The sequence below is a fragment of the Chitinophaga pinensis genome, from assembly GCF_007896845.1.
Classification (GTDB): domain Bacteria; phylum Bacteroidota; class Bacteroidia; order Chitinophagales; family Chitinophagaceae; genus Chitinophaga; species Chitinophaga pinensis_C.
On sequence record NZ_VOHS01000006.1, the window covers coordinates 191,864 to 204,322 of the forward strand.

At 43.5% G+C, this 12,459-nt stretch carries 11 protein-coding genes; 6 read left to right on the forward strand and 5 right to left on the reverse strand.

The features are described 5' to 3' along the window. Positions 1 to 18 precede the first annotated feature (18 nt). A complete protein-coding gene (locus FEF09_RS08580; protein ID WP_146304721.1) occupies positions 19 to 432 on the reverse strand; it encodes a hypothetical protein in 414 nt (137 codons plus the stop codon). Positions 433 to 621: 189 nt separating this feature from the next. Beyond that, a complete protein-coding gene (locus FEF09_RS08585) occupies positions 622 to 3,300 on the reverse strand; it encodes an AsmA-like C-terminal region-containing protein (RefSeq protein ID WP_146304722.1) in 2,679 nt (892 codons plus the stop codon). Positions 3,301 to 3,407: 107 nt separating this feature from the next. Between FEF09_RS08585 and FEF09_RS08590 the strand changes: the two genes are divergently transcribed. The 3 genes from FEF09_RS08590 to FEF09_RS08600 all read left to right on the forward strand — a co-directional run bounded on the left by FEF09_RS08590 (position 3,408) and on the right by FEF09_RS08600 (position 4,701). Further along, the gene (locus FEF09_RS08590; protein WP_146304723.1) at positions 3,408 to 4,001 is read left to right on the forward strand and encodes a TrmH family RNA methyltransferase; all 594 of its coding nucleotides are present in this window, start codon (positions 3,408 to 3,410) and stop codon (positions 3,999 to 4,001) included. A gap of 72 nt (positions 4,002 to 4,073) precedes the next feature. Then, a complete protein-coding gene (locus FEF09_RS08595) occupies positions 4,074 to 4,319 on the forward strand; it encodes a hypothetical protein (RefSeq protein ID WP_146304724.1) in 246 nt (81 codons plus the stop codon). 13 nt (positions 4,320 to 4,332) lie between these two features. Next, positions 4,333 to 4,701 carry a hypothetical protein gene (locus FEF09_RS08600; RefSeq protein WP_146304725.1) on the forward strand — a complete coding sequence of 123 codons (369 nt, stop codon included), beginning with the start codon at positions 4,333 to 4,335 and terminating at the stop codon, positions 4,699 to 4,701. 69 nt (positions 4,702 to 4,770) lie between these two features. Here the strand turns inward: FEF09_RS08600 and FEF09_RS08605 are convergent, their stop codons facing one another. The 3 genes from FEF09_RS08605 to FEF09_RS08615 all read right to left on the reverse strand — a co-directional run bounded on the left by FEF09_RS08605 (position 4,771) and on the right by FEF09_RS08615 (position 9,272). Next, positions 4,771 to 5,679, reverse strand: a complete 909-nt coding sequence (locus FEF09_RS08605) for an NmrA family NAD(P)-binding protein (protein WP_146304726.1) — start codon at positions 5,677 to 5,679, stop codon at positions 4,771 to 4,773. Between the two features lie 122 nt (positions 5,680 to 5,801). Then, the gene (locus FEF09_RS08610; RefSeq protein WP_146304727.1) at positions 5,802 to 8,210 is read right to left on the reverse strand and encodes a ribonucleoside-diphosphate reductase subunit alpha; all 2,409 of its coding nucleotides are present in this window, start codon (positions 8,208 to 8,210) and stop codon (positions 5,802 to 5,804) included. A gap of 90 nt (positions 8,211 to 8,300) precedes the next feature. After that, positions 8,301 to 9,272, reverse strand: coding sequence for a ribonucleoside-diphosphate reductase small subunit (locus FEF09_RS08615; protein ID WP_146304728.1), 972 nt, complete (start codon positions 9,270 to 9,272; stop codon positions 8,301 to 8,303). Between the two features lie 466 nt (positions 9,273 to 9,738). Here FEF09_RS08615 and FEF09_RS08620 point away from each other — a divergent pair, with 466 nt between their 5' ends. The 3 genes from FEF09_RS08620 (at position 9,739) to FEF09_RS08630 (ending at position 12,456) form a co-directional block, all read left to right on the forward strand. Next, entirely contained in the window at positions 9,739 to 10,371 is a 633-nt protein-coding gene (locus FEF09_RS08620; RefSeq protein WP_146304729.1) for an ABC transporter ATP-binding protein, read from the forward strand. 10 nt (positions 10,372 to 10,381) lie between these two features. Beyond that, on the forward strand, positions 10,382 to 11,488 hold the full coding sequence (locus FEF09_RS08625; protein WP_146304730.1) for a hypothetical protein: 1,107 nt from the start codon (positions 10,382 to 10,384) through the stop codon (positions 11,486 to 11,488). Positions 11,489 to 11,583: 95 nt separating this feature from the next. Continuing rightward, complete coding sequence (locus FEF09_RS08630; RefSeq protein ID WP_146304731.1) at positions 11,584 to 12,456, forward strand: YegJ family protein; 873 nt, start codon at positions 11,584 to 11,586, stop codon at positions 12,454 to 12,456. Positions 12,457 to 12,459 lie beyond the last annotated feature (3 nt).

The following is a 12,459-nucleotide window of genomic DNA, read 5'->3' on the forward strand; positions in this document are numbered from 1 at the left end:
AGAAAGTAAGAAGTCTGGTTATTTGCCGATGGTCATATAGAAGAAAATAATTGCGGCAGCTATAGATGAAGCAACCATTACCAGAAGAGTGATCAGTAATATTTTCCAGCCTATGTGTACCCTCATTTTATTGGGAGGTGGCTGCACATTTTCATAATGGATCTCTTTTCTATTATACCATGTGCCGGTCATAACCGGGGCAGCAGCTTCCTGCGCGACCTGTTGCATGATCGCTGTTTTCAGGTGTGCAGGTGGAGGAGCTGCATCTTTGAACGCCATGCGTTCTATGCGGCACTCGATTTCGTCCTGTTCGATCTGAACTTCCGGGAAGAAATTCAGGTGCATCCGATACTCGGCTTCCTCTTCAGGACTTGCGAATCCAAGGAGCACTTTCTCCAGATTTCCATCTGATATGTAACGCTCGTAGTCCATAGTTACATGTGGGTATTTCTCAAGTTAACGCATCCGTATTCCGGATGGAGATATAATATCGCAGTTCTGCGAAGGTGGTGAAAAAGTCAGACAAATAGTTGTCCAAACTAGTGAAATAAGTAAATACACTAAAAAAAATGGAAACCGGCCCTAAGTGATAGGGAGGACCGGTTTCGCAAATATTATAGCTTAGTTACTCTTCTTTTTAAAGATATTTCCGATAGTACTTTTTACCGCTTGTTCCGCTTGTTTACCGGCATTTTGCAAAGGTTGTGCCTTATTTCCGGTAGTATCTTTCTGACCTGTGATCTGTTTGGTGATCTGGTCTTTCAGACCTGCAACGGCGTTATTTTTAGCAGCATTCAGTGAATCTTTGAGGGCAGTTTTCACTGTATCTACCTTATTTTTTACGAGGGTGGTTGCCTGATCTTTCAGGTTATTGAGGGTACCGGAGGTTGTTTCCTGCAGGTCGGTTTTGTAGGTCGGTTTCATGATGTTACCACCGAGCAACACATTCAGGTGAATGCTGTCGCTGATATTAACAGGGATACCTTTAGCGGTCGCCTGTGAAGCCAGACTTGTCACCAGCGCATCTCCCTGTTTGCCGATCACGCTGCGGGGCAGGGTCATTTGCAGGGTATAGTCCAGTGACTGGTCAAAACCGTGAGAACCACCTACCAGCATACTGATGTTGCTGACGTTCACTTTGAACGGATTTACCTTTACGCGGCCGTTTTCAAAAGCGAAATAGGTTTTGATATCTCTCAGGGAGAAGTTTTTCAGTTGAGATACATTCAGGGTGCTTGCCAGCTGGTCTATCGGGCCAAATTTCTGTAAGGCACCTTCCAGTACCAGCAGGTTACCATCTCCTGTCAGGCTACTGAGCAACGGCATCATATCCTGACCCAGTTTACCGGTCAGTTCGAGGTTGGAGTTGATTTTACCATTCAGGAATTTAGCCACCGGCATGAGCGCCTGAACGGTATTGAAAGCATTGAAAGTCTGTTGTACGTCTACGTTTTGTACACTGTAAGACATATTGATGTCCGGATTAGTCTTACTGTTTTTAGTGCTGTAGCTACCATTTACTTCCATGTTACCCTGTAAGGCATTTGCCTTGATCTGTTGCATAGAGACGGTTTCGTCTTTAAGTAACAGGTTACCGGAGAGGTTAGACATGTCAAGTTTATCGTAGTGTACTTTATCTACCTGTGCCTGTAAAGCGAGGTTCAGGTTAGCCGGAACAGCAAAAGGAGCGCTGGCTGTATCTGCGGGTGTGGCGGCAGCTGTGGTTTCAGTTGTACCCATCCACTTATCCAGGTCCACCTGATCTGCTTTTACAGCCAGTTTACCGTCCAGCGGCTGATTCTTCAGCATATACGCCAGCATATTATTCACTTCACCGTTAGCCTGGAAGTTGGTACCCATGTATTGTCCATCGAACTTAGACACTGTCACGTTCTTCGGATTGAACTGCATGGACAGGGTGTTTACTTTAACGCCATCCGGATAGTCTTTGCTGCGGTACAGCAGATCGCTGATCAGGATACTGCCGGCAGCGTAGAATTTATCGTATGCCTGTTTTTCGATAGCGCTCATGTTACCTTTTGCAGTAACATCCGCATCTACGATACCACTCAGTGCGGTACCTGCATCCAGTTTTACGAACTGAGAAACTTTTGACAAGTCAAGTTTACCTTTTGCAGCACCGTCTACATACATATCAGAGATCGGTGTTTTTACAAGGAGGCGCATATCCAGCGGCGTGTTATCCATTTCCACATGCGCAGAAGGAATATCCACAATGGTGTGATCAGGTACGCCATCCGGATTGTTGACGCTCATTTTTACCTGAATATTTTTAACAGGTTTAGGGAGGTCAGGATATTGGAAGAAACCATCCTTCACGGCCAGATTTAATCCGAAGGCAGGCATTTCGGTAGCGCTGTAGGTACCTTTTACGTAACCATCGAAAGCAGCGGTACCGGAGGTCTTGATTTTATCAAAGTCCTGCATAAAGATAGCCGGTACGAGAGAGAGGATGTCTTTAAACTGTGTGGAAGGCGCTTTCATGGTGAGATCCATGCCATAAGTGCTGTCGTTTACGAGTTTAAAGAAACCCTGAAAGGCCAGTTCGAGATTGTTCAGTGTGGCTTTACCTTTCTGGAAGGTATAGGTGCTGGTTTTATTATCTACCTGAATGTCTGCATCCATTGTTGTTTTGGTGCGCAGGAGGTAGGGGATAAGCCCATAGCGGAAGGTAACACCTTCAGCCTGGGTGGTTGTCTGCAGGGTGAACAGATCCTGTGTGAAGTCGCCTTTACCCTGATGGTCCAGGCCTTCAATGAGCATACCCATATCGCCTTGTTCATCATCATAGCGGATAGTGGCATCTTCGATGCTGTATTGCTGGAGATTGAGGGCAAATTTGGCAGAGGAAGTGTCTGCAGAGGGCGTCTGGGTGGTGTCAGGTTTGGTAATATCCCAGTTCACCAGACCTTGTTTATTGATAATAGCATGTATGCGCGGCGCTACGATATCCACATTATAGATATCCATTTTATCACCTTTGATCACGCTCATGAGATTGAGTGCCAGATCAATTTTCTTAACAGCAAACAGGGTATCACCGGCGAAGGGGGCTCTGTTTACCACGCTCAGGTCTTCAAGGGCTACCGCGAGCCGTGGAAAGTGTCTTATCAGACTGATATCCACGTCTTTAAAGTCAACATCGGCTACGAGTTGTTTGTTCAGCTCTGTTTTGACGATAGACATGATCTTGCCCTTGAAAAAGTATGGTATGGCAATAGCTGCAATAACCAGTACCAGCAAGAAAATTCCTACAATTTTGAGGATTTTTTTGAGCATTTTTTAAATAGATGTTTTTTAGTATGTATGAAGGTAGTAAGGAAAAGCGGTATTCTAAAGTCCGATTTAAGTTAAATTTGTGCTCTAAAATATATACTTACCTGATTATGACGCCGGAACGTAGAGAAAGGTTACTATCCGTATTAAATAAAAGACAAGCAGGTCTGACTGTTGTCCTGGAGAATGTATTTGATCCGCATAACATTTCTGCGGTGCTGCGTACGTGTGATGCTGTGGGTATCCAGGATGTCTATGTGCTGAACACACAGACTGCCCGTCGTAAGAGATGGGGACACAAGAGCTCTTCCAGTGCCGCGAAGTGGCTGACTGTCCATCAGTTTAATGATACAGCCACCTGTATGGCAGCTGTAAGGGAAAAGTACGATAAGATCTATACAACGCATCTTGCGGCAGATTCGAAAAGTCTGTATGAGATTGATTTTACCGGTTCTGTAGCACTGGTATTCGGGAATGAGCAGGAGGGAGTGAGTGAGGAGATCAGGAAATTGTGTGATGGTAACTTTATTATTCCTCAGGTGGGTATTATCAAATCGCTGAATATTTCTGTGGCTTGTGCAGTGAGCATATATGAGGCAATGAGGCAAAAATCGATTGCAGGCCATTATGAACAAAAAAACCTACCGGACGCTCAATACAACGAATTGCTTGAGGAGTGGGGCTTTCAGGAAGAAGACATGTGAGTTGAGGCATTTTGGTGAGATTGGTTGAATGGGATATTATGCTAATTTCCATTGCAATAAAATTTATGCAAAATGGACGTTATTGTAGACATTCAAAGAGCGTTTATGAAAGAACTACAGCAGAAGCTGGATAATCCGAAAGCATCCGCTATTGCAAGGGAAGGAATATCCTTATTCAGTTGGGCAGTGAATGAAATGATCAAAGGAAGAAAGATTGTTTCCTTAGATCAGGAACAAGGGACCTATGTTGGAATCACCAGTCCACTTTTGAGAAAGGTGAAACCAGCTCCTAAACCGGAACAGCATTCTTCCAACTAAAAATTGATCATTGATGTTAACCCAGCTGGAGATAGAAGACGAATTATTAGTCGTCCCTTCAGAAAGAAAGTTCAGATTTGCATTGACCTTCATGACATTGTTGATCGTTCTGATATCTATTATCATTTTGATCTCATTATTGTTCGTCAAACCGTTTGATGGATCAGCGGATATCAGTAAGATTATTTCTCAAATTAATAGAGAGACTGTCAATGATAGTCTGATAAGCGATAAAACGGCATTTGTAAAATATCTGCAGGAAGAGAAGAAGGAGTTCAGGGAATTCTTCTTGCAATTGTGCCAGTTAGTGCTGTTAAATTTACTATTACCGATAGTAACCGCCGTTATGGCTTATCGCATGGGAGCAAAGGAAAATGAATGATATCGCTTAAACAGGCTTTAATAATAAAAATAAAAAAGCGGCAGTTGAGAAACTACCGCTTTTTTATTTTTATTGTGCCGCTGTTGTTTGTAACAATGCGCTTATAAATGTTTTCGCACCTGTAAACTGAATATCAGTATAACGACGATTATTCAGCGGAAACAATTCCGTGCTGAACATACTCTTCATATACTGTAATTGCTGCCATGCGGGATATATTTCATTTTCCCCTTCAGGATGCCCGGCCCTTTCCCGTTTTATAATTGCCAGTAAGTCATCCAGACTACCCTGACGAATCAATTTGAATTCCTGTTCTTTCAATTCACCAGCGATGGTAGCCAGTTCCTTCGGACTTACCTGAAAACCGGCGATTCGCAGAAAACGGGGAGTAGTAGCATCCATTGCCGCTGCGGCCGTGAAAGTCGCCACATCGTCTATGGTCGTGAAGTCTATGCGTTTATTTTCATCTTCCCAATAACTGACACTGTTGTTGTTCAGGTCCAGTAAAGGATTATTTCGCATCAATATCTCTGCGAAGGCACCATTGAGTATAGATGTGGCAGCTATGGGGGCTTTCTCCAACTGTTCGTGGAATTTACGCCTCAGATCGAAGTTGCGGTTCTCTCCGGCAGCCTGTTTGGTGAAGTCGCTGGCATAGTCAGAAGGAATGAAGCGGGGAACGCCCGCGTTAACCGCTGCCTGCAACAGTGCCGATTGTACATCTATAATGACGTCTTCCAGGCCCTGCAGCGCAGATACCACACAGTCTACATCTTTACAGGCCAGTGTCAGTTCATTGATATTGTGCATATCAGTCTGAATGACACCAATATCATATTGTTTCAATGTGCCAATTTTCTCCAATGCAGTATTGGGACGGATTACAGCACGGACATCTGCGCCCTCATCAATCAGTCCGCGGATGATCTTTTCTCCAAGATGCCCACTTGCACCCGCTACAAGGATTTTTGCGTTCATACGGTCGTGTGTTTATGCGATATACACCGCATTATTAATGCCTGTTTTTATCAGTTGTTGGAATAAAAAAGGGTAGTCTTTGCGAGACTACCCTTTTACTATAATGATAGGTTATTATTTCATCAGGCGCTGCAGGTTACACAACCTTCTTCCATGGTGCAGACTGCGCCCTCAACAAATTCAACTTCGTCGAGCTTGGAGTCAACTGATTTAGCTGCTTTCGCCTCACCAGCTTTCTTTTCCACCATTGGTTCGATCTGCTGACCACCCTGTTTTTCAACAGTAAACTGTACTGCCTGAGCTGCTGCCTGTGTACGCAGGTAGTACATACCTGTTTTCAGACCTTTCTTCCATGCGTAGAAGTGCATAGATGTCAGCTTGGCTGCAGAAGGTGTATCAACGAACAGATTCAGTGACTGAGACTGGCAGATGAAAGCACCGCGATCGGCTGCCATGTCAATGATTGTACGCTGTTTGATTTCCCATACTGTTTTATACAGTTCCTTGATCTGTGAAGGGATCTCAGGAATGTGCTGGATGGAGCCATTGGAAGTAATGATCTTATTCTTCATATCATTATCCCACAGACCGAGTTCCACCAGATCTTTCAGCAGGTGTTTATTGACTACTACAAACTCTCCGCTCAGTACGCGACGGGTGTAGATGTTTGAAGTGTATGGTTCGAAACATTCGTTATTACCCAGGATCTGAGAGGTAGACGCAGTTGGCATTGGTGCCAGCAACAGGGAGTTACGCACACCATGCTTTTTGATCTCTCCTTTCAGGGAAGTCCAGTCCCAGCGTGCAGAAGGAGTTACACCCCACATATCAAACTGCAGGATGCCTTTTGATACTGGTGAACCTGCATATGTTTCGTAAGCGCCGTCTTTGATAGCCAGGTCTTTTGATGCATTCAATGCGGCAAAGTAGATGGTTTCAAAGATTTCGCTGTTCAGTTTTTTCGCTTCTTCACTTTCGAACGGATAACGCATCAGGATGAACGCATCAGCAAGCCCCTGCACACCCAGACCAATAGGACGGTGACGGAGGTTACTGTTACGTGCTTCTTCTACAGGGTAGAAGTTATTGTCAATGATACGGTTCAGGTTCAGGGCTGCCTGATAAGTAACTTCATACAGTTTTTCGTGATCGAATTTACCGTCGATTACAAAGCGTGGCAGTGCGAGAGAGGCCAGGTTACATACTGCTACTTCATTTGCATCAGTATATTCGATGATCTCTGTACACAGGTTGGAACTTTTAATAGTACCCAGATTCTGCTGGTTAGATTTGCGGTTTGCAGAATCTTTGTACAACAGGTAAGGAGTACCGGTTTCAATCTGTGCATCCAGTACAGCAAACCAAAGATCCTGTGCCTTTACTGTTTTGCGTGCACGGTTTTCTTTCTCATATTTCGTGTAGAGTTTTTCGAACTCTTCACCCCAACATTCGTGCAGTCCCGGTGCTTCGTGTGGACAGAACAGGCTCCATTCACCGTTTTCTTCTACACGTTTCATAAACAGATCTGGTACCCACAGTGCGTAGAAGAGATCTCTTGCACGCATTTCTTCCTTACCATGGTTTTTACGCAGGTCAAGGAATTCGAAGATATCAGCGTGCCATGGTTCCAGATAGATAGCGAAAGCGCCTTTACGTTTACCACCACCCTGGTCTACATAACGTGCGGTGTCATTAAATACACGCAGCATTGGAATGATACCATTGGATGTACCATTGGTACCGCTGATGTAAGAACCTGTAGCGCGGATATTGTGAATGCTCAGACCAATACCACCAGCACTCTGGGAGATCTTCGCAGTTTGTTTCAATGTATCATAGATACCCTCGATACTATCATCCTGCATGGTCAGCAGGAAACAGCTGGACATCTGTGGTTTAGGTGTACCCGCATTGAAGAGGGTAGGTGTTGCATGTGTGAACCAACGTTCACTCATCAGATTGTATGTCTTGATAACTGCATCGATATCTTCTTTGTGGATACCAACAGATACACGCATGAACATATGCTGTGGACGTTCTGCAACTTTACCATCTAATTTCAGCAGGTAAGAACGTTCCAGTGTTTTGAAACCGAAATAGTCGAATGCAAAGTCACGATCATAGATGATGCTGGAATCGAGGATAGCAGCATGCTTCATAATGATCTCATATACATCGTCTGCTAACAATGGAGCAGGTTTGCCTACTTTCGGATCAATATAATTATACAGGCTCTCCATTGTTTTGGAAAATGATTTCACTGTATTTTTATGGAGATTGCTCACCGCGATACGCGACGCGAGCAAGGCATAGTCAGGATGTTTTGTAGTAAGCGATGCTGCAGTTTCTGCGGCAAGATTATCCAGTTCGCTGGTGGTTACTCCATCATATAAACCCTGTATCACTTTCTTGGCTACGTCTATGGCATCTACGTACTCAGCATTCAGTCCATAACACAGCTTTTCAACACGAGCAGTAATCTTGTCAAACTTAACAGCTTCTTTGTGGCCGTCGCGCTTAATTACAAACATGGTTAAATGAATTTAAGAGGTTGAGTAAAGTATTTATTAAAATGTGGTTGTTGGCAAATTCTGCAATAGCATGCAATTATTATGCCTTTATCAGAAATCCTCGTCAAGGCTGAAAGTCTGTGTATCCTTACCAGACATTACACCAGCTTTCTGATAATCCCCCACGCGTTTTTCGAAGAAGTTTGTTTTACCCTGCAGAGAGATCATCTCCATAAAGTCAAACGGATTTGCCGTGTTGAATATTTTAGTATATCCCAGTTCACTTAACCAGCGGTCTGCAACGAATTCAATGTATTCGCTCATTAATTTGCTGTTCATACCGATCAATGCTACCGGTAATGCATCTGTGATGAATTCTTTTTCGATCGCTACTGCATCACGGATAATTGTATGTACCTGTTCTTCCGGCAGTTTATTTTCCAGCATGCCATACAGCAGACATGCAAATTCGCAATGTAATCCTTCATCACGGCTGATCAGTTCATTGGAGAAAGTCAGACCCGGCATCAGGCCTCTTTTCTTCAGCCAGAATATAGAGCAGAAACTACCACTGAAGAAGATACCTTCCACAGCCGCAAATGCTACAAGACGCTCAGCGAAATTACCGTTCTCGATCCAGCGGAGTGCCCACTTAGCCTTTTTAGTAACAGCAGGTACTGTTTCTATCGCATGGAAAAGACGGTCTTTTTCAACAGGATCTTTTACATAAGTGTCTATTAATAATGCGTACGTTTCAGAGTGGATGTTTTCCATCATAATCTGGAAACCATAGAAGCAACGTGCCTCGGGTAACTGTACCTCACTCATGAAGTTAACAGCGAGGTTTTCGTTAACGATACCATCACTTGCTGCGAAAAATGCGAGTACATGGGTAATGAAATGACGTTCCCCATCGTTGAGATTATTCCAGTCCTTCATATCTGCACTAAGATCAATCTCCTCTGCTGTCCAGAAACTAGCCTCATGTTGTTTGTATTTCTCCCATACTTTCGGATAGTTGATAGGCAGTAATACAAATCTGTCTTTGTTTTCCTTTAAAAGCAGTTCATTCTCTAAATTCATCGCTCAATAAATTTTTTAATATGGTTAACGTATGAAGATAGAAAGGACATGAAGGAGAAGTTATCCCCATTTTAAGTTATTCATTGGACCCTTTCCTGTTACCCTTTGATACGTGAGTGTGTTCCGATCGAAATTTCGTGTGCCAGCTCGGTTTGAATTATTCATACCCGGCGACCGGGGTTGCGCTCATATCCCTGGAGACTTGTTACTCGTATCGCGAACTGTTACAAATGTACACAGGAATAGCTGGGGTGCCTTTTTAAGTTTTTAACAGACTGTGGAAAAAGAGCAGATGAATTTTGGAAAGGTAATGTGACAGGGCAATCAGCCGTTTTGAGCAAATTTTAATTCCCAATTTTTGGTTTTTAACGCTACCTAAACCCGCAAAGTTTTGTTAAATCCAATGTTGATAACTGAAATTCAGCTATTTAATCCACATATTTACAAATAAATCATATCTCTTTTCATGGCATCACATGTTATTAATCTTCAACAAGTTGTAAAAAGTTATCACGATAGTGTTGTGCTCGATATTCCCGGTCTGGAGCTGGATTATGGGGTATATTGGCTCCTGGGGGGTAACGGCGCAGGCAAAACAACTTCTATGAAGGTAATGGCAGGCCTGATTCCGTTTCAGGGAGATATATTATTGGACAGCACTATCAGTTGTAACAAACAACCTGTACAATATCGCCGATATGTGAATTATGCCGAGGCCGAACCATTGTACCCGGGATTTATTACTGGCAGTGATCTGGTGGCCCTGTATGTGAAAACAAAAGGTAAAGGGTTCAGGGAAGTGCAGGAAATGATTGATTTACTGGGACTTGGGTCGTTTATCCACCGACCTGTCAGCAGCTACTCCAGTGGTATGCTGAAAAAGGTATCCCTTCTTTTGGCTTTTACAGGACGGCCGAAAGTTATATTATTGGACGAACCCCTGATTACGCTTGATACACAATCACTTCCATTGTTATACACATTGGTGGAAGAGTTTCACCAACAATATGGTGTTACTTTCTGTATTACTTCCCATCAGCCGGTTACAGCAGGATCTGTCCGTCTGCAGGTTCAGGATAAAAACATTGTGAAAATCTAAGTTATCCACAATGGCATTATCCAAAATATTCACAACCCGCTTTTATGCGAAGAACACCGGCTTCTTTTTGGTGATCTTTTACTTTTTCTTTGGGATTGTTCCCGGTGGACAATTACCTTCTTACCACTTTACCCTTATAAAGGGCTTTACTGGCAGCCCCGGTTTTCTGGCACTTGTCTGTTTGCTGTGGTTACTATATAATCTGAAGTGTATTGCATTCATCATTAACATCTTATCAACAAAAGAACATTCCTTTTTATATGGTACACTGGGAATACTGGAGGGAAATGCAAGATGGCGTACATGGATATGGCTGCATCTGACTTTATACGCCCCCGTGCTGATCTATAGTCTTGTATCGGCAGGCGTAGCCTTAAAATTGGGCTTCCATATAGCAGCGCTTGTTATCATGCTGTTTAGTCTGCTGATGGTAATTGCTCCACTGTGGATATATGTGCATAAGATGAAGCATCCGGGTACGGTATTCATGCTCTACAGATGGCAGCAATGGTTCAACAGGACCATCCGGAAACCGCTCTGGTCTTTTTATGGACATGAATTGCTCAATAATAATATGCGTTCACTGGCCATCGCGAAAATCGCATCAGCGCTTATCATCATAGTGACCTGCTCCTTTATGACAGATAAATACGACGAACGTGTGTTGCTGGTAGGGATACTTGTATGCGCATTGGCACAAAGTGTACTGGTATATAATCACAGGCGTTTTGACGATCTCTATCTCTCCCTGTTACCACAGTTGCCGGTGCCCCTGTGGAAAAGGTATCTGCAGATGGGCGGATTATACCTTGCCCTTATAGCACCCGAAAGCATATTACTTATATACAAGACCTGGCAGCAGGCCGCTCCTATACACTGGGTGATGTTAATAACCAGTAACCTGTCATTGTTAATGCTGTTCCGCAGTATCCTGTACTTTCCACGAATAGACCAGGATAAGTATTTCCGCTGGGTACTGATCATTATTGTAGCCATACTATTTATGGGCTTAGCCCGGATTTACTGGTACGGTATTCTGGGGATGCAGGCGCTGGCCGGGATCATTTTTTACAATAGGTATTACCGTTATGAGGCACCATTGGAGAAAGTGGATTAAAAGCCTTCATTATCATAATAAAAATATAGGTATATTCGTTCGAAAGGCTGTGACAGCGGATAAGGAAGGCACAAAATATATTTAACCATTCACCTATGGGTTTCTTATCAAAATTCTTTGGTAAACGTAGCAAAGCTGTTTTAGAGGACCAATTGCCGGTTGTACACATAGCCGATGATGACGAAAGGATGAACTGGGCCATTGAAAAAGCAAATGCCACTCTGCATTATTTTCAAAACAGTTTGTTGCAACCGGAACCGGTACAACAATATTTCTCCGTAAAAGTATTGATAGACGACGGCGTAAACCGCGAACACCTCTGGTTAACCTCTCCCAGTTTTGATGATGAAGGAAACCTGTATGGCGTAGTGGGTAACAAGCCTGTCTATGTTAATTCTGTGTCTGTTAACCAAAAAATTGGTATCGATCCGCGCTTTATTTCTGACTGGATGATCATCGAAGATGGCCGCCTGATAGGCGGATACACCATCCGGGCTATCCGTGAAGGGAAACCTGCACATGAATGGCCGGAATTTGATCGTCAGGTTGGACTTTACATTGATGAAGGAATTGATTACTTTGTACACGACTTTTCCACGCCGGAAGGAGCCATACTATGCCTGGAAGATGCTTATGATGAGCATAATATAGAAAAGGCGATCGCCTGTAAGAATTTTGTAGAGGAAGGAAGACTGTTATTAATGAAGATGAATGATATCTACAACGGTAATGACATTCTGCAGACTACTGCCGACATTCTGCGTACCTCTTTCATAAAAAGCCTGGAAAAAGAAGGATTTCCCATGTTTAAAGGGATTCGCCGTGCATTTCCTTACCGTAAAAAGATCACAGAACAACTATATCTGATTACGGAGGTTTACATCTTCCCGGGTGGGGAAAAAGCCAGACAGCAGATCTATACCTTCAAGGGGAAAGACGGCTGGCGGGTATTAAACATTGCCGAATAGTAC

Coding starts and splice junctions, on each gene's coding strand:
- FEF09_RS08625 (WP_146304730.1), top strand. CDS start 10,382: ATGGCATTATCCAAAATATTCACAACCCGCTTTTATGCGAAGAACACC.
- FEF09_RS08600 (WP_146304725.1), top strand. CDS start 4,333: ATGTTAACCCAGCTGGAGATAGAAGACGAATTATTAGTCGTCCCTTCA.
- FEF09_RS08580 (WP_146304721.1), bottom strand. CDS start 432: ATGGACTACGAGCGTTACATATCAGATGGAAATCTGGAGAAAGTGCTC.
- FEF09_RS08605 (WP_146304726.1), bottom strand. CDS start 5,679: ATGAACGCAAAAATCCTTGTAGCGGGTGCAAGTGGGCATCTTGGAGAA.
- FEF09_RS08585 (WP_146304722.1), bottom strand. CDS start 3,300: ATGCTCAAAAAAATCCTCAAAATTGTAGGAATTTTCTTGCTGGTACTG.
- FEF09_RS08610 (WP_146304727.1), bottom strand. CDS start 8,210: ATGTTTGTAATTAAGCGCGACGGCCACAAAGAAGCTGTTAAGTTTGAC.
- FEF09_RS08630 (WP_146304731.1), top strand. CDS start 11,584: ATGGGTTTCTTATCAAAATTCTTTGGTAAACGTAGCAAAGCTGTTTTA.
- FEF09_RS08595 (WP_146304724.1), top strand. CDS start 4,074: ATGGACGTTATTGTAGACATTCAAAGAGCGTTTATGAAAGAACTACAG.
- FEF09_RS08620 (WP_146304729.1), top strand. CDS start 9,739: ATGGCATCACATGTTATTAATCTTCAACAAGTTGTAAAAAGTTATCAC.
- FEF09_RS08615 (WP_146304728.1), bottom strand. CDS start 9,272: ATGAATTTAGAGAATGAACTGCTTTTAAAGGAAAACAAAGACAGATTT.
- FEF09_RS08590 (WP_146304723.1), top strand. CDS start 3,408: ATGACGCCGGAACGTAGAGAAAGGTTACTATCCGTATTAAATAAAAGA.